Below are 25,189 nucleotides of genomic sequence, written 5' to 3'. Positions count from 1 at the left end.
GACATCGGCCCGCGCGCCATGCACGGCGCTATGGATCACGTAGCCCGCCTGGTTGATCCCGATATCGGTGTGCGGATTAAGCAGAACCCGGCCGGCGAGATCGATGGTGATCAGGCTGGAGGCGGTGATTTCTTCATACATCCAGCCATAGGGGTTGATCAGCAGCCGCTCGCCGCCCCCGGGCGCGTCCTCGGGAACCCGCACGGTGATGTGGTTATAGACGAGATCGCTCATTCCGAAATGCGCGACCAGGCGATAACAGGCGGCGGCGTCGAGCCGCGCCCGCCATTCCGCCGCGGTGACATGCGCCCGCACCTGATCGAGGCCGATCCCCGCCGTGCCGGTGGTCTCGTTGGTGGGCGGCGCAGTCGCGGTGGTGTCTGACATCTCTCATCCTCCTCGCATCAAGCGGAAATAGCGCCGGGCCAGGGCGAGAGCGCGGCTTCCGATCAGCGTCGCCGCCCGGCGAAGCGGCCGCCTGGTGGCCGGGACCGCGAAGCCACGGGCGATCAGGGCGTTGACCTCGGCGAGCTGAGCCTTGAGGGCGGCAATCTCGGCATCGCGCTCGGCGAGCGTGGTTTCGCGCAGATAGACGTCATAGCGGGCCGCCTTGTGTTCGATGGTCATGGCGGCGAGCCGGTTTTCGGTGGCGCTGAGCTGACGCTCGAGCCGCATCAGATAGCGCGTCGCCGGGGTTTCGGCGCGCCGGCGCTCCTGCAATTCATGGCTCTGGAAGCGGTAGAGATCGGGATGGACGATGTCGCTCGCCTGCTCGCGCGGCCAGCCGGTATCCGCCGGCAGGCGGAGCCGCGCCCGTCCAGCGTCGTTAGCGTAGAGGAAGACATTCTGGCGATACCAGAATGGGATGCGCCGATCGGTCCAGATGCGTGGGCGGATGACGTCATGCGGGGTATAGCCGTGGGTGGCGAGCAGCCCCGCCCAATAGCTCGGCCAGCGCTCGTTGATGTGATGGGTGCCGTCCTGGCCGGGGATGGCGGCGCTGAATAGCACAATATCGGCGAGGGCGCAGAGCTCGGCGATGAAGCTTTCGCCGCGCGCCGCCGGTAAATGCTCGGCGACCTCGAGCGAGAGCGCGAGATCGAAACGCCGCGACAGCGCGATCGGCCGGGCGAGATCGGTCTCGCGGAACTGCGCTGGTGCGATCGCCAGCGCCGGCGCGGCTTCGCCGCCATCGAGGCCGAGAATGTCGCTGACCCCGCCGCGCGCGAACGCCGCGAGCCAATGGCCGGCACCGCAGCCGATATCGACGACCGCGCCGAGCCCAGGCAGCATCTCAAGGATCAGCGGCACCACCAGCGCCGCCGCTTCCGCCGTGCCTTCGGCATGGCCGATGAAAAAATCCTGATCGTAGATTGCCTTGAGGTCAGCCCCGCTCATGCCTTGCCTCAACCCCCCTCAGCGAGAACCGCCGCGAACACGGCGGGATCGACATTGCCGCCGCTGAGCACTGCCGCGATGGCCCGCCCTTTGGCGGGAAACTTGCCGGCGAGCAGGGCCGCCAGCGCGACCGCGCCGCCGGGCTCGACGACGAGTTTGAGATGGCGGAACGCGAACGCCATTGCCGCGCGCACCTCTGCCTCGCTGACGACGAGGCCGCCGGCGAGATGGGCGCGGTTGATCGCGAAGGTGAGGCGCCCAGGGCGTGGCGCCAGCAGCGCGTCGCAGAACCCGCTCCCCGTTTGGTCGTTCGCAACCCGCTCACCGGCGGCGAGCGAGCGCGTGGTATCGTCCCACCCCTCGGGCTCGACGGCGTAGACCCGGGTCTCGGGCGCGACCCCCGACGTGGCGAGCGCGCAGCCGGCGATCAGCCCGCCGCCGCCGGCAGGAACCAGCAGCGCCTCGGGCGTGATCCCGCGCGCGCGGCTTTCAGCGAAGATCTCGAGCGCGAGTGTCCCCTGGCCGGCGATGACGTCGCGGTGGTCGAACGGCGGGATGATCGTCGCGCCGTGCTCTTCGGCGAAGGCGAGAGCGAGGGCCTCGCGGTCCTCGCGGGCGCGGTCATAGAGCCGGATTGACGCCCCCCAGCGCGCGGTGCTTTCGCGTTTGATCGCTGGGGCATCGGCGGGCATGAAGACGCTCGCCGCGATCCCCGCGGCGGCGGCGGCGGCGGCGACCGCCTGGCCGTGATTGCCGGAGGAATAAGTGACGATACCCGCCGCCCGGGCCGCTTCGGGAAGCTGGCGCACGGCGTTGGTCGCGCCGCGCAATTTGAAGCTGCCGGTCTGTTGCAGCGGCTCGGCCTTGAGAAGGATGCGCCCGCCGGCGATCTCATCGAGCAACGGGTGGGAGAGAAGCGGCGTGGTCACGATCCGGCCGGCGAGACGCTCGGCCGCCGCCAGCACGTCCGTGAAAAGAGGCGCATCTTCGGCCATCAAAACCTCTCTCCTGGTCGTGGCAGCAGCACCGAAGGCGGCGCGCCCTCGTCGAGGCGCAAACCATACAACCGGTAGCGCTCGGCGGTCACGCCCCGACGCTGGCGAATGACCTCGCCAAGCCCCGTGCTGCTTGGATGCTCGGCGCGCCGCGCGCTCTCGACCAGCAGCCCGGGCGCCGCCGCAAGCGCCTGATCCGCCCGCGGGAGCGAAAACAGCGCCCAACGCGGCGCGACCCCGACCACGACGACAGCGCGCGGCAAGAGCCAGGCGAGCATCGCCGCCTCGCCGTAATTTTCGTCGGCGACGAAGGCGGCGCCGCTCGCTTGCCGCGCCGCCTCGATCCGATCGGCCCATTCGCGCCAGCCGCCGAGCCGCGCCAGCGTCGGGTCGAGCCGCGCGGGAAGGGCAAACGGCGCCGCGACCGCTTGCCAATAGACCAAGCCGGCGATGGCGAAACCGAGCGCCGCCGCCGGCGCCATCCATCGCCGCCAGGCGTCGGCGAGCCCGCCGGTTGCGACCAGCGCCGCCGGATAGCAGATCGCCGGCCAATTCGCCTGCACCCGGTCGCCGATCGCGTGTTCGAGGAAAACCAGCGCCGGCAACGCGCCGACGGCGAGCAAAAGCCCGTCTCCCGGCGCCCGTTCCCGCCAGAACCGCCGCGCCGCGGCGACAACGCCGGTCACAGCGAGTGCAAACACCAAAGGTGTTGCAAGCCCGATCTGGCCGGCGAGCAATTCGCCGAAAAACCGCAAACCGGGATGCCAGACCGCGCTCCGTCCGCCTTGTTTCGCGAAACTCGCGAAACCATGCCCGGCATTCCAGGCGAGGACCGGGGCGAAAAGCAAAATTCCTAGCCCCGCCCCGCCCCAAACCGGCCAGCGCCAAAGCCAGGGACGCAGCGCCGGCACCGCGATTAGCCAGAGACCCGCGCCGACGAACAGCAACAATCCGGTATATTTGCTGTCTATGGCGAGGCCGGCGAAAAGACCGGCGAGCAGCCACCAACCGCCTTTGCCGGTCACGACAAAGCGCGCCAGCGCCCAGAGTGTCGCCGTCCAGAACAGCAGAAGCGGCGTATCCGGCGTCATCGTCACCGCCCCCGCCGCCATCAGCAACGTCGCATTGAGCAGTATTGCCGCCCACATGCCGGCGCGCCGGTCGGGAAACAGATCCTCGGCGGCCCATGCCAGAAGCAGCGAGCCGATTAGCGCCGAAACCGGCGCGAGCAACCGCACCCCGAGTGCCGAGGGGCCGGCGAGGATGGTCCCGAGCCGTATGAACAGCGCCACCATCGGCGGATGATCGAGATAACCCGGCGCCAGCGCCCGCGACCATACCCAGTAATAGGCTTCGTCCGGGGAGAGAGGCGTTTGCGCCGCGACCCAAAGCCGCACGCCGGTCAGAGCGAGGAGGGCCAGGAGAAGGAAAGGCAGGGAAGGTGAGCGGCGCTGCCCCTTAACGCCACCAGGGACATTGTCCCTGGACCCTATCCCGTTCATCGGGCGCGCCAGACCAGGGTCGCGGAAATGGCGTAGTTCCACACCACCGCGACGATCGCCCCGGCGGCGCCGGCGACGGTGAGGGAGTTGTGGTCCTCATAGAGGGTGCGGGCGATGCCGAGATCGGCCACCGCGCCGATGCCGCAAAACAGCATGAACAGCACCAGACCCCGCCACAGCCGGCCGCCGCGCAAACGCTGATCGCGATAGGTGAGGGTGTTGTTGAGTTGAAAATTGACGCCCATGGCGATCACCGTCGCGATCGCTTGGGCCAGCGCAAAGCCGAGCCCCAACGCCCGCCCGACCGCCAGCGACGCGAGATTGGCGCCAACGCCGACCAGGCCGACCCCGGCAAACGCGATGAAGCGCAGCGGCACCGCGCCACGCAGCACGCGATCGATCAGCAAACCGGCGAACTGGGTCAGCACCAACGCATCGAGCTTGCTTTCGCCGAAGGCGCGGGCGCGGAATTCGAAGGGAATCTCGACGACGCGGAGCGGCGGGCGGGCGTTGAACAGCAGATCGAGGAGAATTTTAAAGCCACTCCCGGCCAGGCGTGGCGCGATCTCCTCGAAACGCTGGCGGCGCATCATGAAGAACCCGCTCATCGGATCGCTGACCGGAGCGGGCAGAAAGAGCTGGGCGAAGCGGATGCCGAGCCGCGAGAGCCGCTGGCGGAAACCGCCGGCGAGCCCCGCGGCGCCGCCGCCCTCGACATAGCGGCTGCCGATCGCGATATCGCCCTCGCCGGCAGCGAGCTTGGCGAGCATCGGCTTGAGGCGGGTTTCATCGTGCTGCATATCGCCGTCGATCACCGCGACGAACTCGGCCGAGGAGGACAAGGCACCCTCGATCACCGCGGAGGAGAGGCCCCGCCTGCCAACCCGCCGCAGACAGCGGATGCGCGGATCATGCGCCGCGATCTCGCGCACCGCGGCAGCGGTGCCATCGGGGCTATTGTCATCGACGAACACCGCCTCCCAGGCGATCCCCCGCAGCGCCGCCTCCAGCCGCGCGATCAGCGGCGCGACATTGGCGCGTTCATTATAGCACGGGACGACGACGGTGAGCCGCGCGGGCAGGGTCGGGGCAGAGGAAGACATTCCGGGCGGCCGGGATCAGAGGGGAACGCCGGTCAGGGCTCGGCTGGTGCGGATGGTTTGCAGGGTTTGGACGCGGCTCACCCGTTCGAGGCCAGTCAGGCGCTCGGTCAGCTGATTCTCGTGCGCCGCGTCGCGCGCCACCAGCCGCAGCAGGAAATCGACCCCGCCCCGGGTCATGTGGCATTCGCGCACCTCCGGCCAGGCCCCGACGATCGCCTCGAACTCGGCCAAAACCGCTTCTTTCTGGCTGTCGAGGCCGACGATCGCGAAAAACATGATCTGCCAGCCGAGTCGCTCGGGATCGAGATCGGCGTGATAGCCGCGAATGAACCCCGCCTCCTCCAGCCGCCGCACGCGGCGCAGACAAGGCGGCGGCGAAAGCCCGGTCCGGCTCGCCAGATCGACATTGGTGATGCGCCCATTAGCCTGCAATTCGGCGAGAATGCGGCGGTCGATGGCGTCGATCCCCGGCGGCTCGGGATGTGTCGCGTCAATAGGCGGCGTTTTCATGGTGTTTCCACGGCGTCGGCGTCCCATCCGAACGCCCGCAGGCGTTCCCTCTCTCTCGGGATTGGCGAAAGAATATTACCTTGACGGCAGAGAGCAAGGGGGAAACATCAACCGAAACACGTATGATCGCTTGCTTAAGGCCGGCACGGCTCGATATTGTCGGCGACTGACAAAAATTAGGCAATGACCGAATGAACGATCCCGCTTCGGTTCCCATCACCAGCTCGGCGCTGATCATCGGCGCCGGGCCGGCCGGCTATACCGCCGCGATCTATGCCGCCCGCGCAGGGCTCGCCCCGGTTCTGGTGCGCGGCCTGCAGCCCGGCGGCCAACTCACCATCACCACCGATGTCGAAAATTATCCCGGCTTTGCCGACATCATCCAGGGCCCCTGGCTGATGGAGCAAATGGCGGTGCAGGCGGAGAAAATGGGGACGCGCCTCATCGACGACGTCATCACCGCCGTCGATTTCGCGGCAACCCCGTTTGCCGCGCGCGGCGATAGCGGGGTGCAGTATCTGGCCGATGCGGTGATCATCGCGACCGGCGCGCAAGCGCGCTGGCTTGGTCTGCCTGCCGAGAAAAAACTCGCCGGCGCCGGGGTTTCGGCCTGCGCCACCTGCGACGGGTTCTTTTTTCGCGGCAAAAACGTCGTCGTCGTCGGCGGCGGCAATACCGCGGTCGAGGAAGCCCTCTATCTCACCCATCATGCAGCATCCATCACCTTGATCCATCGCCGCGACCGGCTCCGCGCCGAGCGCATCCTGCAAGAGCGGCTTTTCGCCCATCCCAAGATCCGCATTCTGTGGAACAGCGTCGTCGAGGACATTCTCGGCGCCGGCCAGCCGGCGACGGTCACAAGCGTGCGGCTGCGCGACACCCTGACCGGCGCGGTTTCGGACCTTGCGACCGACGGTGTCTTTGTCGCCATCGGCCACACCCCGAACACCGCGATCTTCAAGGGCCAGATCGCGATGGACGCGGAAGGCTATATCATCACCACGCCGGGCAGCACCCGCACCTCGCGCGCCGGCGTGTTCGCCGCCGGCGACGTGCAAGACAAACTGTTCCGCCAGGCCGTCACCGCCGCGGGGACCGGCTGCATGGCGGCGTTGGAGGCGGAAAAATATCTCGCCGCCCGCCTTGCCGCGCATGATCAGGCCGCCGCCTGACATGGAGCGGGGGCGAGAAGTGGCGCCGGACCGCGCGCACCGGCGCGGGAACGGCGATGAGAATGACGGCAGTATGATGCAGAGCCTCCGGCACGGTCCCGGCGGCGGAGGGATTTTGACCATGGACTGGGACAAATTGCGGGTGTTTCACGCCGTCGCCGAGGCCGGTAGCTTCACCCATGCGGGCGACACGCTCAATCTCAGCCAATCGGCCGTGTCACGCCAGATTTCGGCGCTCGAGGAAGCGCTGCAAGTGCCGTTGTTTCACCGCCATGCCCGCGGCCTGATCCTCACCGAGCAGGGCGAAAGCCTGAACCGCACGGTGCGCGAGGTGTTCGCCAAGCTCGCGATGACCGAGGCGCTGCTCACCGAAAGCAAGGAAAAACCGGCCGGGCGGCTCAAAATCACCACCACCGTGAGCTTCGGCGCCTCCTGGCTCGCGCCGCGGCTGCAGAGCTTTCTCGAAGCCTATCCGGATGTCACGGTGAGCCTCCTGCTCGACGATACCGATCTCGATCTCGCCATGCGCGAGGCCGATGTCGCTATTCGCATGCATCCGCCCAAGCAGCCCGATTTGGTGCAACGCCATCTGATGTCGATGCACTGGCATATCTGCGCTTCGCCGGCCTATCTGCAGAAATTCGGGACGCCGCAGAGCGTCGATGATCTCGACCAGCACCGGCTGATCCTGTTCGGCGATTATCACCCGCCGGTCGCCGATATCAACTGGCTGGCGCAGGCCGGGCGGCGCGACGGCAGCCGGCGCAAACCGCTGCTCGAAGTCAACAGCCTGCACGCCATGCTGCTCGCCATTCGCTCCGGGCTTGGGATCGGCGCCATGCCCGACTATCTCGCGACGGAAACCGAGGACGTGGTCCGCATCCTGCCGGAGGTGAAATCCCCAACCGTCGATGTGTTCTTCGTCTATCCCGAGGAGCTGCGCAATTCCAAGCGAGTCGCGGTATTTCGCGACTTCCTGCTGGCGCGCCTGGCGGAAATGGCGTGAGCGCGGCTTGGGTATGCACTTTGGGCATGGAAGCTGCCCTGATTTGTCCCTGGCCTTGGACCGAGAAAGCGGCATAGTGCGGCGTGTGTTGCCGCAACCCCTGGTTATGGGTCAACGGACCCGCCACGGCCGCGCGGCGGCGCCGGCCCGGCCGTCCCGCCGGGCTTGCCCGGGCGCATACCCCCTTCATCGTCCGGGTGTGAAGCCTCCCTGTTGACTGCCCCGCCGGGATCATGCCCGGCGGGGCTTCTTTGGCGGCGCGGGCACTTATTTCATATCCATCCCGCCCATGTCCTTCATGTCGCCGCTCGTCCCCATATCCTTCATGTCTCCCATGTCGTCATCGCTGTCATGCCCCGGCCCGCTCGCGCCCGCCTTGAGCACATGCGCCTCGACGATCAACGTCCCGGCATGGGCGAACGTCAGCGAGATCGGAAACGTGTCGCCGGGCTTGAGCGGCTTTTGCAGCCCGACCAGCATGATGTGATAGCCGCCGGGCTTGAACGTCACACTCTGGCCGGCCGGAACCGGAACGCTGGCGACGCCGAGCATGCGCATCACCCCGCCATCGTTGCGAGTCTGGTGCAGGACCGCGGCGGTCGCGACTGGGGTGCGGGCGTGGGTCAGGGCATCATCAGCGCCGCGATTGACGATGGTGAGATAGACGACGCTCGACATGCCTTCCTCCGCCGCCGCCCGCGCCCAAACATGCCGGACGACGATGCCGCCGTGCGCGACGGCTTGCGCCAAGGCGGCGGGAGAGACGGCGACGGAGAGGGGCGCGAACAGGAGCGGGGCGAGGAGGAAATGGCGACGGCGCATGAAAACCTCTCGAGCGGGGATGGAGGGGACGAAAAACCCCTTGATGCCTAACGAGACGGACCTGCATTGCCAAGAGCCGGAGCGAAACCTAAACTCACGTTTTGCGATCGTGAAAGAGTGCCCGGTGCGCGAAATCCGTTCCTCCGTCTGCCCGCATGACTGCCCCTCCACCTGCGCGCTCGAGGTCGAGGTCCATGACGGATCTCGGATCGGCGCGGTGCGCGGGGCGGCGGCCAATTCCTACACGGCTGGCGCCATCTGCGCCAAGGTCTCGCGCTATGCCGAGCGTATCCACCACCCCGCGCGGCTGACCACCCCGCTGCGACGCACCGGTCCCAAGGGATCGGGCCAGTTCACCCCGATCTCGTGGGACGAGGCGCTCGATCGCGTCGCCGGCGCGTTCAGCGAAACCGCCGCCCGCCATGGCGCGGAAGCGGTCTGGCCTTATTACTACGCCGGCACCATGGGCCTCGTGCAGCGCGACGGGATCAACCGCCTCCGCCATGTCATGGGCTATTCCCGCCAGCGCACCACGATCTGCACCTATCTCGCCGAATCCGGCTGGGAGGCGGGGGTCGGCAAGATCTGGGGGCCGGACCCGCGGGAAATGGCGCGCTCTGATCTGATCGTCGTCTGGGGCACCAATCCGGTCGCGACCCAGGTCAATGTCATGACCCATATCGCGCGCGCGCGCAAAGAGCGCGGCGCCAAGCTGGTGGTGATCGACCCCTACCGCACCGGCACCGCCGAGCTCGCCGATCTCCATCTGCCGCTCCGTCCCGGCTCGGACGCGGCGCTGGCCTGCGCGGTCATGCATGTCGCGTTTCGTGACGGCTATGCCGATCGCGCCTACATGGCCCGCTACAGCGATGACCCGGCCCGGCTCGAGGCCCATCTCGCGCATCGCGGGCCGCAATGGGCGGCGCCGATCACCGGGCTTTCGGTCGAAACCATCGAGGCCTTCGCGAAGCTCTACGGCGAGACCGCGCGTGCTTATATCCGCGTCGGCTACGGGTTTTCGCGGCTGCGCAACGGCGCCGCCAATCTTTTCGCGGTGACTTGCCTCCCCACCGTCACCGGCAAATGGCAGCACGAGGGGGGCGGCGCGTTCTGGAACAATCGCCACATCTACCATTGGGACAAAACCCTGATCGAGGGGCTCGATGCCCGCTCATTGCGGGTGCGCGAGATGGATATGAGCCGGATCGGCGCCGTCCTCACCGGCGATCGCAGCGAACTCGGCGACGGGCCGGAGGTGCATGCGCTGCTCATCCAAAACACCAACCCGGTGACGGTGGCGCCGAATTCCAACCGCGTCCGGCGCGGGTTTGCGCGCGACGATCTGTTTGTCTGCGTCCATGAGCAATTCCTCACCGAGACTGCGAAATTCGCCGATATCGTGCTGCCGGCAACGATGTTCATGGAGCATGACGATCTCTACCAGGCCGGCGGCCACAGCCATTTCCAGATCGGCCCGAAGCTGATCGACCCGCCTGGGGCGTGCCGCTCGAACCATGAGGTTTTGTGTGCGCTGGCCGAGCGGTTGGGCGCGCGCCATCCGGGATTTGCGATGAACGCGATGGAACTGATCGACGCGACGCTGCGCGCCTCGGGCTGGCCGGACGCCGCAACCGTGCTGGCGTCGCGTTGGATCGACGCCCAGCCCGATTTCGCGACCAGCCACTTCCTAAACGGCTTCGGCCATGCCGACGGCAAGTTCCATTTCGCCCCGGACTGGGCGGCGATCGGGCCGAACCACGCGGCGATGCCGCCGCTTCCCGATCACATGCCCTCGCCCGAGGACGCGACGGCTTCATTCCCCTTCCGCCTGGTCACCGCGCCGGCGCGGCAATTCCTGAATACCACCTTCACCGAGACACCGACCGGGCGCAAACGCGAACAGCGCCCGGCGGCGCTGATCCATCCCGAGGATGCGGCGCGGCTCGGCATCGAGGAGGGCGGCCTGGTGCGGCTCGGCAACGCGCGCGGTGAGGTTCGCGTCCATGCGCGGCTGTTCGATGGGCTGCAACAAGGGGTGATCGTCGTCGAAAGCATCTGGCCGAGCGCCGATTTCCCTGACGGAGTGGGCATCAACGCGCTGACCGGCGATGACGCAGCACCCCCCAAGGGCGGGGCCGCGTTCCATGACACCGCGGTCTGGCTCCGCGCCGAGGCCGCCGAGGGTCTGACGCCGCTGGAAGTTTTGACCGCAGCCGCGTAATCTTCCGCGGCGCGCTGACGCCGCTCCGAATTCCCTCGCAGGTCTCGACAAAACCGCCCGCGAAACGCTTTGCCCGCAGCGGCGATCGCACTGGCTTGTGCGCGCTGCCTCTGCTCCGATAGAGTGTCGGCAAAGAACACGGGGGGAGATGACGATGCCAGCCAAGCAGGGCCGCAGCGTGGGGCGGCGAAGCGTATTGCAAACCGCGGCGTTTTTGGCCGCGGGTGCGCCGTTCGTTGCTCTCCGCGCCGAAGAAGCGCCGATTCGCATCGGTTTTCCCGTCCCGATTACCGGCCCCTACGCGACCGAAGCCGCCGATCAGGTGCGGGCGGCGCAAGTCGCGATCGCCGAATTCAACGAATCCGGTGGTTTGGGCGGGCGGCGGGCCGAGCTTCTGGTGCGCGACGACAAGCTCGACCCCGGCGAAGCGGCGACCCGCGCCATCGAGCTGATCGAAAAGGACCATGTCGATTTCATTGTCGGCAGTTTGTCGGCCTCGGTGCAGCTCGCGGTCAACACCGTCACCAAACAGCGCGGCGTCCTCTATAATTCCATCAGCCAGTCCGATCAGATCGTGAACGCCCCCGATTGGGGCCCGACCACGTTCCACGAGGCGATGACCCCGCACATGACGGCGGGCGCGGTCGGGCGCTATGCGTTCGGCAAGTTCGGCAAACGCTGCGCCTATGTCGCCGCCGATTACGCCTATGGCCACGAGATGGTGGCGGGCTTTCGCGCCGTCGGCGCCGAGATCGGCGCCGAGGAATTGGCGGAAATCAACATGCCGATCGGCACCCGCGATTTCTCGACCGTGATGCCGCGGCTGCAGGCGTTGCGGCCCGACATCGTGTTTTTGTGCAATTTCGGCCGCGATCAGCAGATTTTCGTCAAGCAGGCAGAGGAGTCGGGCCTCAAGCGCATGACCCATCTCGTCGCTCCGGTATTGTTGCAGACGGCGCGCATCGCTGGCGGCGCCCAAGCTTTCGCGGGCGTGCTCGGCGGCACCTCCTATTACTGGGGGATCGAGCGCGAGGTCGCGAGCGCCAAGGCGTTCAATGACCGGTTTCGCAAAACCTATGACGGGCGGCTGCCTTCTGATTACGGCGCGCTCGGCTATAGCGGCGTGCGCGCGGTTTTGGCCGCGGCGGTGAAGGCGGGCAGCACCGAAACCGCCAAGGTCGCGGCCGCGCTCGCCGGCATGAAATATGATTTCTACAAAGGGCCGCAATTTTACCGCGCCTGCGATCATCAATCGGTGCAGTCGGTGTTCATCATCGAATCGAAAGCCAATGGCAGCGTGCCCGAGGACGTGTTCACTGTTCTGGCGACGGTGCCAGGGCGGGAGGACATGCTGAAAACCTGCGCGCAAGAGGGTCTCGGCTGAGCGCGGGGGATGGCCGGACTGTCTCTCGACCTGCTGGCGCTGCAGATCTTCACCGGGCTCGCGCTGGGCGCGGTTTATGTCCTGCTGGCGATTGGCATGTCGCTGATTTTCGGCATGCTGACGGTGGTGAATTTCGCCCATGGCGCGTTTTTCGCACTCGGCGCCTATGCTGGGTTCCTGGTGCTCAGCCTCGGCGGCAATTTCTGGCTGGCACTTCTCGCCGTGCCGGTGCTGACCGGGCTTCTCGGCATGGCGGTCGAATGGGGGCTGGTGCGCCATCTCTATGGCCGCGGGATCGATGATCCGCTGCTGCTGACCTTCGGGCTTTCCTATGTCCTCGTCGAACTGATCCGCATTTTCGCCGGAACCCAGGGTCTGCCCTTCGATGCCCCCGATGCGCTCGCCGGCGCGGTCGATCTCGGCATCGGCTATTTTCCGCTCTATCGCCTGTTCGTGATCGCGGTGACGGTCGCGATCCTGGCGCTGCTCTGGTTGTTTCTCGAGCGCACCCGGGTCGGCCTGATCATTCGCGCCGGCGCTCGCGACCCCGAGATCATGCGCGTGCTCGGCGTCGATACCGGGCGCATCTGGCGGCTGGTCTTCGGGCTTGGCACCGCGATCGCCGGGCTCGCGGGCCTGCTCGCCGCCCCCTTGCAGGGGGTGAGCCCGGAAATGGGCAACGCGATCCTGGCGGATGCCTTCGTCGTCACCGTGGTCGGTGGCATGGGCTCGCTTCCCGGCGCCATCCTCGCCGGTTTGGTGGTCGGCGTCATCGTCTCGCTCACCGCTTTGTTCGCACCCGAGGCTGGCGATGTCGCGATTTTCGTCCTGATGGCGGTGGTGTTGCTGATCCGCCCGCAGGGGTTTTTTGGCCGCGCCGGGTTGATGAGTTGATCGCACTCTCGTTCGCCCGTGCCGCCCGCCATCGCGCGCTGCTCGCGGCGCTGTTTTTACTCGCGCTGCCGTTCCTGCTGCCGTTTCGTGCAACCGCGGTCAATGTGCTGATCGATGGTTTGTTCGCGGTCGGATTCAATCTCGTCTATGGCTATGTCGGCCTGCTTTCTTTCGGCCATGCCGCGCTGTTCGGCAGCGGCGCTTACGCGACCGGGCTCGCGCTGCTTCGCCTTGGTCTCCCTTGGTACGGCGCGCTCGCGCTCGGGCTAATCGCCGGCGCGGTGCTCGCCGGCGTGATCGGCCTTTTGGCGACGCGCACGCGCGGCATCTATTTCGCGATGGTGACGTTGGCGTTGGCCGAATGCGTCTATTATATCGCCTATCAGGCGAGCGGTGTGACCGGCGGGGAAAATGGCCTCCGCGGCATCGTTCTCAGCAAAATCGATCTCTTCGGCCTGACCCTCGATTTCATCGACCCGCTGACCCGCTATTTCGTCATCGCCGCGATCGTCGCCGCGGCGCTCGCGATGCTGTCGCGCATCCTCGCCTCGCCGTTCGGCGCGGTGATGGAGATGGTGCGCGAGAACGAAGCCCGGGCGCGGGCCTCTGGCGTCGATGTGCGGGCGGTGAAGGTGCTGGCGTTCGTGCTCTCGGGTGCGTTCTCGGGCCTTGCCGGTGGTTTGCAGGCGCTGCATCTCGCGATCGTGCCGATCGAGACCCTCGATTACAGCAATTCCGGCATGGTGGTGATGATGTGCCTCCTCGGCGGCGCGGGGACGTTTTTCGGCCCGTTTTTCGGTGCGCTGGTGTTTCTTCTCCTGCAAAATCTCGTCGCCCTGGTCTCGCCGCATTGGCAATTGCCGGTCGGTCTCGTGTTCATGGCCTGCATTCTGTTTTTCCGGCGCGGTCTTTGGGGGCAGGTGGCGCGGTGGCGCCCGGCATGAGCGGCGAGAGCGTCATTCTCCGCACCGCGGCTGTCGGCAAATTCTTCGGCCGGTTCAGGGCTCTCGCGGGCATCACTTGCGAATTCCACCGTGGTCGGCTGACCGCCATCATCGGCCCCAACGGCGCCGGCAAAAGCACCTATTTCAACCTTTTATCGGGCGCGTTGAGGCCAAGCACGGGGCGGATTTATTTCGAGGGGCGCGACATCACCGGCCTTGCGCAATCGCGCTTCGCCGCTCTCGGCATCGCCAAATCCTTCCAAATCACCTCGATCTTTCCCGAGCTCACGGTGCATGAGAACGTCCGCGCGGTCGCACAGGCGCGTGACATCCGGCTGAATTTCTGGCGCACGCGCGAGGCCTATCCGCGCTTTGCGGCCGAAGCCGAGGCGCTACTCGCGCGCGTCGGGCTTGGCGATCGCGCCGGCGTTATCGCCGGGCGCCTCGCCCATGGCGAGCAGCGGGCGCTCGAGATCGCGATGGCGCTGGCGAGCCGCCCGCGCCTTCTTCTTCTCGATGAGCCGACGGCGGGGATGAGCCCGGAGGAGACGGCGGCGATGATGACCCTGATCGCTGGCCTCGTGCCCGCCCATACCGTCATTCTCGTCGAGCACAAGATGAAGCTGGTGATGGGCATCGCCGAGCGCGTCCTCGTGCTCCATCACGGCGAGGTGCTGGCGATCGGCACGCCGGAGGAAATTCGCGCCAATGCCGAGGTTCGCCGTGTCTATCTCGGCCAGCGGGAGGTCTGAGGATGCTCCGCGTCCATGATCTCAACGCCTGGTACGGGCCGAGCCATGTCTTGCAGGGGGTGAGCTTCGAGGTCGGGATGGGCGAGATCGTCTGTCTCATCGGCCGCAATGGCGCCGGCAAGACGACGACGCTGAAGGCAGTGATGGGGCTGATTGCGCGTCGTCGCGGCCGGGTTCTATTTGCCGAGGAAGACATCCTCGCCCGCCCTGCCTATGCCCGCTTCGGCCGCGGTCTTGCTTATGTGCCGGAGGAGCGGCGGATCGTCCCTGGTCTTACGGTCGGCGAAAATCTTCGCCTTGGCCTGATCGCGACAAAGCGGTTTCGCGTAGCCGAAAGCGAGATCGCGGCGATGGTGGCGCTGTTTCCACGTCTTGGCGAGCGCCTCGATCAGATCGCGGTGACGCTTTCCGGCGGCGAGCAGCAGATGCTGGCGATCGCGCGTGCGATGATCGCCGGCCCGCGCATGATCATGCTCGATGAGCCATCGGAAGGGATCATGCCGGCGCTGGTCGATGAAATGTTCGCGCTCTTCGCGCGCCTGAAGAAATCCGGGACCACCATTCTCTTGGTTGAGCAGAATGTCGAACGGGCGCTGGAAATCGCCGACCGCGCCTATATCATCGACCAAGGGGTGATCGTGCATGAGGGGCGGGCGCGGGCGCTGCTCGCGGATGCGGCGATCAAGGAGCGCTACTGCTCGGTATGATGCCCGCCGCTATGGCAAAGCGTCGCGGAGACGCGGCGGCAGCGGCCAGAGCGCGTCGATGTTGAAATCGAGATCGAAGGGGTAGGGGCCAGCGGCGCACCGCTCGCGGGTGGCCAAGAGGGCGGCCAGCGCCCCATCGATCGGTGGTGCGGCGAGACTGAAATCAACCACCGGCAGGCGCGGCAGCGCAGCGAACACCGAAAACAGTGCGGCGAACGCCTCGTCCGGTCCCCGCTGCCAGGGGGCTGCGGCCGCGTCTGCCCAGGGCATGGCGCGGGTTTTGGCCAGACGCCGGAGCCCGACATCATGATCAAACCAGCGAAGATGGATGAGATAGAGCGGCGCGAAGGTCACCGGCGCGTCGGCACCGTGAAACCCCGGCGCCCAGGCGACCGGCCTGCGGATCAGCGCCGGCTTGCACATCGCGCCGGAAAACCGCACCCAGCGCCGCTGCGGCCCGAGCGGGCGGGTGACGTCGAACGGCGCCTCCTCGGGCAGATGATGGAGATTGAGCCCGATCGCGTGGATCACCTCGGCCCGCGCCTCGGCACAAAATGTCGCGAGATCGGGATGGAGCCTTGGATCGGGGATCAGGAGTTCATCGACGTCGGTATAGATCACCCAATCGTACCACTCGAGCAGCCCGGCGCAGAAGCGCGAGATGAAGCGGGCGCGGCGGGGATCGTCCTGCGGCGAGCGGGGCAGGCGGAGGCGGTTAATCGCGCCTAATCCCTCGGTGCTGCCGTCATCGGAGCCGTGATCGACGACGTGGCAATGTTCGGCGCCGACCAGGCGAGTGTAATGGCGACGCCAGAGCGGCAGGAAATCCGGCTCGTTATAGACCATGGTGACGGCGGCAATGCGGGGCGGCATGAGGTGTCTCAGCGTGTTTCTTGCGCGAGAATAGCAGGTGGCAGAAAACCTGCCATGCGTGCGGCTCGGCATTTCCCGCTTGCCAAGGGGGGCTGGGGATCGCCAGGATCGCCGCCGTTGGGTTGAAAGGGCAGAAGCCGATGGCGGCGTGGCTGGCGCGGCGCCTCGCGAGGGCGGGGGTGCATTATGCGTGGGTGATGGCGGCGGTGACGTTTCTCGTCATGCTGTCGACCGCGGCAGCGATGGGGCTTCCGGGCGTGCTCATCGTGCCGCTCGAACAGGCGATGGGCTGGAGTGCCGCCGATATTTCCGGCCCGCTTGCGCTCCGTCTCATGCTGTTCGGCCTCACGGCGCCGTTCGCGGCGGCACTTTTGCAGCGTTTCGGCCTGCGCCGGGTGGTGTTTGCCGCCCTCATCCTGATCATCGCCGGCCTCACCATCGCCGCGTTCGCGACCCGGCTCTGGCAGATTTGGCTCGGCTGGGGGGTGATGGTCGGGCTTGGCACCGGGATGACGGCGATCGTGCTCGGGGCGACGGTCGCCAATCGCTGGTTCGTCGCGCGGCGCGGCCTCGTCGTCGGGATGCTGACCGCGAGCACGGCAACCGGGCAATTGCTGTTTCTGCCGATCGCCGCGTTTCTCGCAACCCATCTCGGCTGGCGCGCGGCGGTGATGCCGGCGGCCGGGATATGCGTATTCGCGGGGACGCTGATGCTGGTTTTCGGGCGCGACCACCCGGGCGAGATCGGCCTTCCCGCCTATGGCGAGAGCCTTGTCGAACCGCCGCCGGAAAACCGGGGCAATCCTGCCCGCGCCGCGCTCGTGACGCTGGCCGATGCCAGCGTCTCGCCAATGTTTTGGATGCTGTTCTTCACCTTCTTCGTCTGCGGGCTTTCCACCAACGGCCTGGTGCAGACGCATTTCATTCCGCTTTGCCATGATTTCGGCCTGCCCGAGGTCACCGCCGCCTCGATGCTCGCGGCGATTGGGGTGTTCGATTTCATCGGCACGATCTTTTCCGGCTGGCTTACCGACCGGTTCGACAGCCGTTTCCTGCTCGGCTGGTATTATGGTCTGCGCGGACTTTCGCTGCTCTGGCTGCCCTCCTCGAACTTCACGTTTTACGGCCTCTCGCTGTTTGCGGTGTTTTATGGGCTCGACTGGGTGGCAACCGTGCCGCCGACGGTGCGGCTCTCCGGGGCGACCTTTGGGCGCGAGCGGGCCGGGATGGTGTTCGGCTGGGTGTTCATGGCGCATCAGTTGGGGGCGGCGGTCGCGGCTTATGGCGGCGGGCTCTCGCGCAGCCTCACCGCAAGCTACCTTCCTGCCTTCTACACCGCCGGCATCGCCTGCTTGCTCGCCTCGCTCGCGGCGCTGGCGGCGAGAGGGCGGCGGGCACCGGCTATCGCCTGACACGACACGGACATCGCCGCCGGCAACGCCTAACGGAGAAACGTTTTTTGGTTCTTTTTTTCAAAAAAGAACAAACGCTTTACTTCAGATAACCTCGCTGAGCGCAATTGCAACACGGCAGCCGGCCTTGATCGCCGCCGAGAGCAGGCGATAGGCCGGCGCCTGCTCGGCGTCATGGGCGAGACCGATATCGCGGTGCTCCAATTCCTCCGCCCGAAAGGTCTCGATGGTGTCACGGAGCGGCGCTTCCTCGGGCCCGAGGGCGGCGGCTTGGCGGGCGTAATGGGCGTCGATCGTTTCCTCGACCGCGACCGTGCAAGCCATCGCGGCGCGCTCGCCGAGTGCGGCCGTCGCGGCGCCGAGCGCGAAGCCGGCGAGGTGCCAAAGCGGCAACAGCGCCGTCGGCCGCACCCGGCGGCGGGTGAGCAGGGCCGCGAAGCTGTCGAGATGGTGCTGCTCCTGGGCCTGCATATGGGCGAGCAGGGCGTCGGTCTCCGGCCGCCGCAGGACGGCGCGCTGGCCGGCATAGATGCGGAGCGCGCCGTATTCGCCGGCATGATCGACGCGCAGCATGCGGGCGATCGCGCGCCGAGGGTGAAGATCGCCGGGGAGTCTTCGGGTTTCGTTCATCGTCGGGGGCTCCGAGGGCGGCGGAGATGGGTGAGGAGGGTGGCAGCAAACGCCAGGGCGTAAAGCCCGTTCATCGCCGCCATCGAAACCGGCAGCCCGGGAATCAAATAGCTCGGCTCATCGCAGGGCTTGGCGGGGCGCAGCGGCATTGCTGCAAGCCGCTCGGCGATCGAGCCGTGGAGATGCGGGGCGGCGCATTCGGGCAGCGGGCTCGGCCAGAAATGCCATTCGACGCCGACATGCACGATGGCGACCGCGGCGTCCGCCAGGATCACCAGGGCGAGGGCGGCAAGCAGCCAGCGTGCCGGGCGCGGCGGCGCGAGGAAGGCAAGGGCGGCGAGCACGATCGCGATCCGGTAGGGCCAGCGTTCAACGAGGCAGAGCGCGCAGGGAACGAGGCCACCGAGCCGCTCGCTCGCGATCGCGACCGCGAGCGCAAACGCGGATGCCAGCAAAGCAAGCAGCGCCGCGCGCCGGACGTGATCTTGTCGCATCACCGAGACTTAATACCGTCGCCGCCCCCGGCGCAACCGCGGGCAAGCCACCCTCGCGGGCTCAGTGTGGCGACTGGTCGAGCCAAGTCTCGAAACGGCTCGTGAGCTTCGCTGCGTTTTGCTCCCAGAAATTTTCGTCATAGGCGAGCGCGGTTTTGAGGTTGGCGGGGTTGCTCGGCGCTTGCCCGCGTCGCTCGGGCGGGATCTGCTCGAGCGCGCCCTTGGCGAGCGGCCCATAGGCGATGGCGGCGAAGAGCCGCGCTTCGGCGCCAGGATCGCCGACAAAGGCGAGGAATTTCTGCGCAAGTGGGATGTTCGGCGAGCCGGTGACGATCGCGAAGCTTTTGACGCGATAGAGGCTTTCATTCCATTGCAGGCCGAAATGATGCGTGCCGTCGCGGTCTGCGGCGGCGACCTCGGCGCTCGGCGCCATCGTCATCAAAACTTTGCCTTCGCCGAGAATGCGCACGGCCTCCTCGGGTTTTTCCCACCAGACGATATAGGGGCGCAGTTGATCGAGCTTGCGAAAGGCACGTTTGATGCCGTCTTCGGTGCGAAGCGTGGCATAGACATCGCCGGCCGCGACGCCATCGGCGAGGAGCGCGATTTCCAGCGTTATGCGCGGATCGCGGCGCAGGCCGCGCTTGCCGGGATATTTCGCAACATCCCAGAAATCCGCCCAGCTCGGCGTGCCTTGCAGCTTGTCGTTGTCCCAGCTCAGAACGACACTGGTCATGAATGCGCCAACGCCGCAATCGCTCGTTGCAAAGGCGGGATAGCGGTCACGCCCGCCAAGCGCGTTCCAATCGAGTTTTTGCAACACGCCGCGCGCGCACCCCTCCTCAAGCACCGGCATCGTCACCAGCACCACGTCCCAGGGCGTGTAGATGCCGGCATTTTGTACCAGATCGGCATAGTCGCCATCCCAGGACAAGCCGTTGGCGGTGATCCCGTTGGCCGATGCAAAAGGATCGAGATAGGCGGTTTTCAGCGCCACGATCAGCGCCCCTGGGGGCGCGGCGAGGGTGAAATCACGCGCCTGCGCGCCATGAGCGCCCGCCCAAACCGTGCCAAACAAAAGAGCGGTAAAAAAAATGCCGCGGCCACGCGATGCGCGCCGCCTCCTGGGCGTCGTCATGCCGCATCCGCCGGCGAAGCGGCAGCATAGATGCGAGCCTGCTGCGCGGTCCACGCAATCGCTATTTCGCGTCCCGGCTGCAATCCGCGCAGCGTCGCACTCGCGGGACGCGTAACGATGATATCGACGCCGCCGCCGAGTGATGCGAAAAGCCTGGTTTGCGCGCCAAGCGGCATCATTTTGCAAAGCACGGCGGAAAGCGCCCCCTCCCCCAATTCCTCGGCGGCGATCGCCGCGACGGCGATCCGCTCCGGCCGGACCATCAACAGCGAGCGTTGCCCGATCGCGATGCTTTCGGCAAGAGAGCCACTAACGATCGCGCCATTGTCGAGTCGCACGCGTGCGATATCGTCGTCGTTCTCGACCAGGACGCCGCTCAGCACATTCGCCTCGCCGAGCGCCTCGGCGACCGCGAGACTGGCCGGCGCGTCATAGAGACTTTGCGGCGAAGCGCTCTGCGCGATCGTGCCTTCATGCAGAACTAGGGCGCGGTCGGCGAGAGCGAACACCGTCGCCGGCGTGCGCGCCGCAATCAGGGTGGTGAGAGCGGACGCAACCGGGCTGCCGCGCAGCAGGGTTGTCAACATCTGGCGCTCGGGCTCGGCGAAGCCCTCATCCGGTTCTTCGATCAGCAGCAGTTTCGGCGCGGCGATCAGGGCGCGGGCGAGGGCAGCGCGAAACCGCTCACCCGCGGTCAGGGCGTAACACCGCGTGGCGCCACACTCGGTGAGGCCGACGAGGGCGAGCATACGCGCGACGTGGGCTTGGCGTGCCGCGCGGCTGAGGCGCTGATCGGTGAGTGCCGTCGCCACATGAGCGCCGGCACGACCAAAACGCGGCAACGTGATCCGCGCCGGGAGATAGCCGAAGCCCCGCTTTCCCGGCGGCGTTGCCTGCAGGCGGCGGCCATTGACGATGACCTCGCCCGCCGCCGGCCGGCGCACGCCCGCGACCATGGCGAGCACGGCGCGCGCCGCCTCGCCCTCGCGTGCGAGCAGACAGAGTTTCTCGCCCCGCCGCGCGGTGAGGGAAAACGGCTGGAGCCCGCCCGCGGCCGCCTGATCGTGCGGCACGAGGTTGCTGAGATCGAGAAACCTGTCGGCCTCGTTCGCGAACGCGGCCACCGCCGGAATCCGCCCGGGATCTGAGAGGGTCATTGACTGCATCGCAAAGAGCGTTTTCGTATGGGGTGGCAAGGGAAGGCAACCTCCCTTCGTAGATTGTTATGTTTTCGTTATATAAAAGTCATGGAGATCACGCGATGAGCAACGCCAAGCCCGCCGAAGACGCCGCCGCCGCCGAAATCGCACGGCTGCGCGCCGAGATCGAGACGCTCCGCGCCGGGGCCGAAGAAAAGGTGCGACAAACGGCGCGCACGGCCGAGACCATGGCGCGAGAGATGGGGGATGCGGTCTGCCAGCAATCCGAGCTGGTGGCGGGAAAAGTGCGCGAGCGGCCGCTGACCGCTTTGTTGATCGCTGGCCTCGCCGGGTTCGTCATCGGCCGTTTTGCGCGCTGAGCAAGGCGGCGATTGAGGTGCGGCGGGCGTTTCATCTCGCGCGGATCGCGCTGGCGGCGGAGGGGCTCCGTTGGCGGGTGCTTGCGCGGGCCCGGCTGCGCCAAGCGGCGCTGGCGTTTGTCGCACTGATTTTCCTGTTGTTTGCGCTTGCCCTCGGCCATGCCGCGGCGGTTCTCTGGCTTGCGGCGCGCCTCGGTGTGATCGGCGCTGCCCTCACTCTCGCCAGCCTCGACCTCGCCCTCGCCCTGGTTCTGCTTTTTTTTGCCGCACGCGGCGGCGCACGCTTGGCCGCCGAAGCGGAGGCGCTGCGGCGCGCGGCGCTTGCCGAACTCCGCGCCGAATCGCCGCCAATGCTGCTCGCGGCTCTCCGCCGCCTCTGGCGCGAGACGCGGCGGCGCTGATCCCTCGCCTTGGCGTGCCCCAGCCTGTATAGGGGCGCCGGCACGGCACGAGCGAGGAGACGAACAAGCGATGGGTGAAGCGGCAAACCTTCGTGTTTGGCACGAGGGAAGGGTTGGCCGGCTCGAATTGAACCGGCCGCGGGCGCTGAATGCGCTCGATCTCGGCATGATCGCGGGGCTGGCCGAGGCTCTGGCGGGTTGGCGCGAAGCGCCTTCGGTGCAGGCGGTGCTGATCACCGGCGCCGGCGAGCGCGCCTTCTGCGCCGGCGGCGACATCCGTGCGATCCGCGAAGCGGCGCTGGCCGGGGAGGGGAGTGCGATCGAGCGCTTCTTCGCCGACGAATACGCCCTCAACGAGGGCATCGCGAGCTATCCCAAGCCCTACATCGCGCTGATCGACGGCATTTGCATGGGCGGCGGCATTGGTGTCTCCGTCCATGGCGACATCCGGGTCACGAGCGAGCATGGCCGCTTCGCCATGCCCGAGACCGGGATCGGCTTCTTTCCCGATATCGGCGCGAGCTATTTTTTGCCGCGTCTTCCCGGCGAGATTGGCATGTATCTCGCGCTCACCGGCGCCGAATTGCGCGGGGCGGACGCCGTCTATGCCGGCCTTGCCACCCATTTCGTGCCGCGCGCGGCGTTTCCCGATCTCGAACGCGCGATCATCGCCGATGGTCCCGCCGCCGTCGCCGGGTTCGCCGCCTCGCTGCCGCCGTTCAGCCTCGCGCCGCACCGGGCGCTGATTGATCGCTGTTTCGGCGAAGCCTCCGTCCCCGAGATTATCGCCGCCCTCGAGTCGGCGGGAACGGCGTTCGCCGAGGAGACGCTGAAAACGCTCAGCGCCCGCTCGCCGTCGGCGCTCGCCTGGTCCTTCGCCCTGCTCCGGCGCGGCGCGGCGCGGACGCTTTCCGCCTGTCTCGCGCAGGAATTGGCGCTGACACGGCGGATCACCCGCCACCCCGATTTTCTCGAGGGCGTGCGCGCCATGGTGGTGGACAAGGACCGCGCGCCGCGCTGGCAGCCGGCGACCCTCGCCGAGGTCGATCCGTCTGCGATCGCAGCCCTTTTCGCCTGAGCGGGCAAGGCGGTGACACGCGCCGAAGGGGACGGCGGTCTCAACCCGCGCCGCCGTTTTCTGCTCGGCGCCGGTCTGGTGCTGATCGGCTTCAATCTCCGCATCCCGATCGCGAGCCTTGGCCCGGTGCTGCCCGAGGCGGCGCGGGCGAGCGGGCTTTCGCCATGGGCGACAAGCATGCTGACCACCCTCCCTTCGCTCTGCTTTGGTCTTTTCAGCCCGCTCGCCCCGGTCTTCAGCCGCCGCATCGGCGACGAGCGCACAGTGTTGCTGATGCTGGGTGCGCTCACCCTCGGGACCGCTCTGCGTGGTCTCGCAGGCGCTCCTGCGCTGTTTGCCGCGCAGACCCTCGCCTGTCTTGGCATCGCCGCGATCAATGTGTTGGCGCCGGCGCTGATGAAGCGTGATTTTCGCGGCCATACCGCGCTGATGACCGGGCTGTTCACCATGTCGCTTTGCCTTGGCGCGGCGCTGGCTGCCGGGGTGACGGTGCCGCTGCAGCGCTGGCTCGGTGGCTCCTGGTCGCTCGCGCTCGCCGCCTGGGCGCTGCCCGCGTTGCTCGCGCTTCTCCTGTGGGCGGCGGGGGCACGGCGGCAGGAGGCGGGGGTGCGCCATATCGCCCGGCCGCGCTCGCTCTGGCGCGATCTGCTCGCGTGGCAGGTGACGTTGTTCATGGGGCTGCAATCGGCGCTCGCCTATCTGGTGTTCGGCTGGCTCGCGCCGATTTTGCGCGATCGCGGGCTGAGCCCGGAGGCCGCCGGCTATCTGCTGTCGCTCTCCATTCTCGGCCAGGCGGTGACCTCGCTAATCGCCCCAAGCCTTGCCGCGCGCGGCCGCGACCAGCGCTTTGTTGCGGTGTTTTTCTCGGCGCTGGCGGTGATCTCGCTGCTCGCCTGTCTGTTTGCGCCGCCGGCGACGCTGTGGCTGGCGGCTTGCGTCCTCGGGTTGAGCCAGGGCGGCTTGTTCGGCGTTGCTTTGATGCTGATCGTGCTCCGCGCCCGCGATGCCCTGGTCGCGGCGCAGCTTTCGGCGATGGCGCAGGGGATCGGCTATCTTCTCGCCTCGTTCGGCCCATTGCTTGCCGGGCTGCTGCACAGCATGAGCGGCGGCTGGACGCTGGTCGCCGTCTGGATCACCGTGATCGGCGCGGCGTTGGCCTGGAGCGGCGCCGGTGCGGGGCGGGCGCTCTATGTCGGCAAGACGCCCGACAGCGCCGCCGCGATCACCGGCGCCAGCGCCCGATAATCGGCCTCACGCGCTGCCCCCTGGCGCCAGGCAAGCCCGATCGTGCGCCACGCCCCCTCGCCGCCGAGCGGACGCAATACCAGATCCGCCCCGGCCGTGACGCCGCCGGCGATGGCGAGTTCGGGGAGCAGCGTCACGCCAAGCCCGCCCGCCACCATCTGCACCAGGGTATGGAGGCTGGTTGCGGCGAAATCGGCCTCATGCTCTCCCCCGGTGTCGAGCAGGCCGCAGGCGGCGAGGGCTTGGTCGCGCAGGCAATGCCCGTCTTCGAGGAGAAGAAGCGGTTCGGTGGCGAGGGCTGCGGCCGGCACCTCGCTGCGGGATGCGAGCAGATGATTGGGCGGCAGGGCGACGAGAAACCGGTCGCGCGCCACCGCCAGTGTCTCCGCCCCCACGCAATCGCAAGGCAGCGCGAGAATCAGCGCGTCGAGCTGCCCCTCGCGCAGGCGCTCGATGAGGCGCGTCGTGGTATCCTCGCGCAGAAACAGGCGGAGATGCGCGAAGGCGGCGCGCAGCCGCGGCATCAGCCGTGGCAGCAGGAAGGGGCTGATGGTCGGGATGATGCCGAGGCGAAGCGGCCCGCTCATCGGCGCATGCGCCGAAACCGCCGCCTCGACCACCTCCTGCAGCGCCGCCATCGCCGCTCGCGCCCGTTCGACCAGTTCGCGCCCAAGCGCCGTGAACACTACCCGCTTGCCCATGCCGCGATCGAGGATTTCGGCGTCGAGCTGATGTTCCAGCATCAGAATGCCGGCCGAGAGCGTGGATTGCGTCACCGCGCAGGCCTGTGCCGCGCGGCCGAAATGCTGATGCTCGGCAAGCGCGAGCAGATAACGCAATTGTTGCGGCGAGGGCAGCGGGGTCATCGTTGGCTCGAACGCGAGATGAGAGCGCCGCAGCTTATCGCGGCGCGCGCCGGCGCGCCATGGCGGCGAGCCGCGCGCCGCGTGACGAATTTCTGACCGTCGCTGGTCGCGCTTGCGCTCCCC

General features: G+C 67.3%; 26 protein-coding genes. 13 read left to right on the top strand and 13 right to left on the bottom strand.

The window, feature by feature from the left end; all coding sequences use genetic code 11:
• The 6 genes from ACP5M5_RS08350 to ACP5M5_RS08325 form a co-directional block, all read right to left on the bottom strand.
• The coding region (locus ACP5M5_RS08350; RefSeq protein WP_427936662.1) for a class II aldolase/adducin family protein at positions 1 to 387 on the bottom strand (387 nt) is incomplete at its 3' end.
• Between the two features lie 3 nt (positions 388 to 390).
• Positions 391 to 1,398, bottom strand: a complete 1,008-nt coding sequence (locus ACP5M5_RS08345) for a class I SAM-dependent methyltransferase (RefSeq protein ID WP_427936661.1) — start codon at positions 1,396 to 1,398, stop codon at positions 391 to 393.
• An 8-nt stretch (positions 1,399 to 1,406) separates the two neighbouring features.
• Positions 1,407 to 2,393: a threonine ammonia-lyase gene (locus ACP5M5_RS08340; RefSeq protein ID WP_427936660.1), complete on the bottom strand. Its 987-nt coding sequence runs from the start codon at positions 2,391 to 2,393 to the stop codon at positions 1,407 to 1,409.
• Positions 2,393 to 3,895 carry a glycosyltransferase family 39 protein gene (locus ACP5M5_RS08335; RefSeq protein ID WP_427936659.1) on the bottom strand — a complete coding sequence of 501 codons (1,503 nt, stop codon included), beginning with the start codon at positions 3,893 to 3,895 and terminating at the stop codon, positions 2,393 to 2,395. Before ACP5M5_RS08335 ends, ACP5M5_RS08340 begins: the two co-directional genes overlap by 1 nt.
• Positions 3,892 to 4,998: a glycosyltransferase gene (locus ACP5M5_RS08330; RefSeq protein WP_427936658.1), complete on the bottom strand. Its 1,107-nt coding sequence runs from the start codon at positions 4,996 to 4,998 to the stop codon at positions 3,892 to 3,894. The genes ACP5M5_RS08335 and ACP5M5_RS08330 overlap by 4 nt, the downstream gene beginning before the upstream one ends.
• A gap of 15 nt (positions 4,999 to 5,013) precedes the next feature.
• Positions 5,014 to 5,508: an Lrp/AsnC family transcriptional regulator gene (locus ACP5M5_RS08325; protein WP_114912620.1), complete on the bottom strand. Its 495-nt coding sequence runs from the start codon at positions 5,506 to 5,508 to the stop codon at positions 5,014 to 5,016.
• Positions 5,509 to 5,699: 191 nt separating this feature from the next.
• Here ACP5M5_RS08325 and trxB point away from each other — a divergent pair, with 191 nt between their 5' ends.
• Both trxB and ACP5M5_RS08315 read left to right on the top strand, forming a co-directional pair.
• The gene (trxB, locus tag ACP5M5_RS08320) at positions 5,700 to 6,680 is read left to right on the top strand and encodes a thioredoxin-disulfide reductase (protein WP_427936657.1); all 981 of its coding nucleotides are present in this window, start codon (positions 5,700 to 5,702) and stop codon (positions 6,678 to 6,680) included.
• Positions 6,681 to 6,801: 121 nt separating this feature from the next.
• On the top strand, positions 6,802 to 7,686 hold the full coding sequence (locus ACP5M5_RS08315) for a LysR family transcriptional regulator (RefSeq protein WP_427936656.1): 885 nt from the start codon (positions 6,802 to 6,804) through the stop codon (positions 7,684 to 7,686).
• Positions 7,687 to 7,953: 267 nt separating this feature from the next.
• On the opposite strand, the gene ACP5M5_RS08310 is transcribed toward ACP5M5_RS08315, so the two are convergent.
• Positions 7,954 to 8,508 (bottom strand): copper chaperone PCu(A)C, encoded by a 555-nt coding sequence (locus ACP5M5_RS08310; RefSeq protein ID WP_427936655.1) that lies wholly within the window; start codon positions 8,506 to 8,508, stop codon positions 7,954 to 7,956.
• A 124-nt stretch (positions 8,509 to 8,632) separates the two neighbouring features.
• Here ACP5M5_RS08310 and ACP5M5_RS08305 point away from each other — a divergent pair, with 124 nt between their 5' ends.
• The 6 genes from ACP5M5_RS08305 (at position 8,633) to ACP5M5_RS08280 (ending at position 15,410) form a co-directional block, all read left to right on the top strand.
• Positions 8,633 to 10,729 carry a molybdopterin-containing oxidoreductase family protein gene (locus ACP5M5_RS08305; RefSeq protein ID WP_427936654.1) on the top strand — a complete coding sequence of 699 codons (2,097 nt, stop codon included), beginning with the start codon at positions 8,633 to 8,635 and terminating at the stop codon, positions 10,727 to 10,729.
• Between the two features lie 154 nt (positions 10,730 to 10,883).
• Positions 10,884 to 12,113: an ABC transporter substrate-binding protein gene (locus ACP5M5_RS08300; protein ID WP_427936653.1), complete on the top strand. Its 1,230-nt coding sequence runs from the start codon at positions 10,884 to 10,886 to the stop codon at positions 12,111 to 12,113.
• Positions 12,114 to 12,122: 9 nt separating this feature from the next.
• Entirely contained in the window at positions 12,123 to 13,007 is an 885-nt protein-coding gene (locus ACP5M5_RS08295) for a branched-chain amino acid ABC transporter permease (RefSeq protein WP_427936652.1), read from the top strand.
• Positions 13,004 to 13,951, top strand: a complete 948-nt coding sequence (locus ACP5M5_RS08290) for a branched-chain amino acid ABC transporter permease (RefSeq protein ID WP_427936651.1) — start codon at positions 13,004 to 13,006, stop codon at positions 13,949 to 13,951. The genes ACP5M5_RS08295 and ACP5M5_RS08290 overlap by 4 nt, the downstream gene beginning before the upstream one ends.
• Positions 13,948 to 14,703, top strand: a complete 756-nt coding sequence (locus tag ACP5M5_RS08285) for an ABC transporter ATP-binding protein (protein WP_427936650.1) — start codon at positions 13,948 to 13,950, stop codon at positions 14,701 to 14,703. The genes ACP5M5_RS08290 and ACP5M5_RS08285 overlap by 4 nt, the downstream gene beginning before the upstream one ends.
• A gap of 2 nt (positions 14,704 to 14,705) precedes the next feature.
• Positions 14,706 to 15,410, top strand: coding sequence for an ABC transporter ATP-binding protein (locus tag ACP5M5_RS08280; protein WP_427936649.1), 705 nt, complete (start codon positions 14,706 to 14,708; stop codon positions 15,408 to 15,410).
• 9 nt (positions 15,411 to 15,419) lie between these two features.
• Here ACP5M5_RS08280 and ACP5M5_RS08275 read toward each other — a convergent pair whose 3' ends face one another.
• Complete coding sequence (locus tag ACP5M5_RS08275) at positions 15,420 to 16,283, bottom strand: glycosyltransferase family 2 protein (RefSeq protein WP_427936648.1); 864 nt, start codon at positions 16,281 to 16,283, stop codon at positions 15,420 to 15,422.
• A 140-nt stretch (positions 16,284 to 16,423) separates the two neighbouring features.
• Here ACP5M5_RS08275 and ACP5M5_RS08270 point away from each other — a divergent pair, with 140 nt between their 5' ends.
• Positions 16,424 to 17,695 (top strand): MFS transporter, encoded by a 1,272-nt coding sequence (locus ACP5M5_RS08270; protein ID WP_427936647.1) that lies wholly within the window; start codon positions 16,424 to 16,426, stop codon positions 17,693 to 17,695.
• Positions 17,696 to 17,779: 84 nt separating this feature from the next.
• Here the strand turns inward: ACP5M5_RS08270 and ACP5M5_RS08265 are convergent, their stop codons facing one another.
• The 4 genes from ACP5M5_RS08265 to ACP5M5_RS08250 all read right to left on the bottom strand — a co-directional run bounded on the left by ACP5M5_RS08265 (position 17,780) and on the right by ACP5M5_RS08250 (position 21,114).
• Positions 17,780 to 18,325, bottom strand: coding sequence for a demethoxyubiquinone hydroxylase family protein (locus ACP5M5_RS08265; RefSeq protein WP_427936646.1), 546 nt, complete (start codon positions 18,323 to 18,325; stop codon positions 17,780 to 17,782).
• Positions 18,322 to 18,819 (bottom strand): disulfide bond formation protein B, encoded by a 498-nt coding sequence (locus ACP5M5_RS08260; protein ID WP_427936645.1) that lies wholly within the window; start codon positions 18,817 to 18,819, stop codon positions 18,322 to 18,324. Before ACP5M5_RS08260 ends, ACP5M5_RS08265 begins: the two co-directional genes overlap by 4 nt.
• A 61-nt stretch (positions 18,820 to 18,880) precedes the next feature.
• Entirely contained in the window at positions 18,881 to 19,957 is a 1,077-nt protein-coding gene (locus ACP5M5_RS08255; RefSeq protein WP_427936644.1) for an extracellular solute-binding protein, read from the bottom strand.
• The gene (locus ACP5M5_RS08250) at positions 19,954 to 21,114 is read right to left on the bottom strand and encodes an ATP-binding cassette domain-containing protein (RefSeq protein WP_427936643.1); all 1,161 of its coding nucleotides are present in this window, start codon (positions 21,112 to 21,114) and stop codon (positions 19,954 to 19,956) included. The genes ACP5M5_RS08255 and ACP5M5_RS08250 overlap by 4 nt, the downstream gene beginning before the upstream one ends.
• A gap of 104 nt (positions 21,115 to 21,218) precedes the next feature.
• Here ACP5M5_RS08250 and ACP5M5_RS08245 point away from each other — a divergent pair, with 104 nt between their 5' ends.
• From ACP5M5_RS08245 to ACP5M5_RS08230, 4 genes are all read left to right on the top strand, one after another.
• A complete protein-coding gene (locus ACP5M5_RS08245) occupies positions 21,219 to 21,476 on the top strand; it encodes a hypothetical protein (RefSeq protein ID WP_427936642.1) in 258 nt (85 codons plus the stop codon).
• Positions 21,477 to 21,493: 17 nt separating this feature from the next.
• On the top strand, positions 21,494 to 21,877 hold the full coding sequence (locus ACP5M5_RS08240) for a hypothetical protein (protein ID WP_427936641.1): 384 nt from the start codon (positions 21,494 to 21,496) through the stop codon (positions 21,875 to 21,877).
• Positions 21,878 to 21,947: 70 nt separating this feature from the next.
• Positions 21,948 to 22,955 carry an enoyl-CoA hydratase/isomerase family protein gene (locus ACP5M5_RS08235; RefSeq protein ID WP_427936640.1) on the top strand — a complete coding sequence of 336 codons (1,008 nt, stop codon included), beginning with the start codon at positions 21,948 to 21,950 and terminating at the stop codon, positions 22,953 to 22,955.
• Between the two features lie 12 nt (positions 22,956 to 22,967).
• Entirely contained in the window at positions 22,968 to 24,200 is a 1,233-nt protein-coding gene (locus ACP5M5_RS08230) for a CynX/NimT family MFS transporter (RefSeq protein ID WP_427936639.1), read from the top strand.
• Here ACP5M5_RS08230 and ACP5M5_RS08225 read toward each other — a convergent pair.
• The gene (locus ACP5M5_RS08225; protein WP_427936638.1) at positions 24,143 to 25,066 is read right to left on the bottom strand and encodes a hydrogen peroxide-inducible genes activator; all 924 of its coding nucleotides are present in this window, start codon (positions 25,064 to 25,066) and stop codon (positions 24,143 to 24,145) included. The genes ACP5M5_RS08230 and ACP5M5_RS08225 overlap by 58 nt on opposite strands.
• Positions 25,067 to 25,189 lie beyond the last annotated feature (123 nt).

The organism is Acidibrevibacterium sp., assembly GCF_049965395.1.
Taxonomy (GTDB): Bacteria; Pseudomonadota; Alphaproteobacteria; order Acetobacterales; family Acetobacteraceae; genus Acidibrevibacterium; species Acidibrevibacterium fodinaquatile.
Note: the sequence above shows the minus strand (reverse complement) of the source record. Positions and strands in the feature narration are given on the sequence as shown.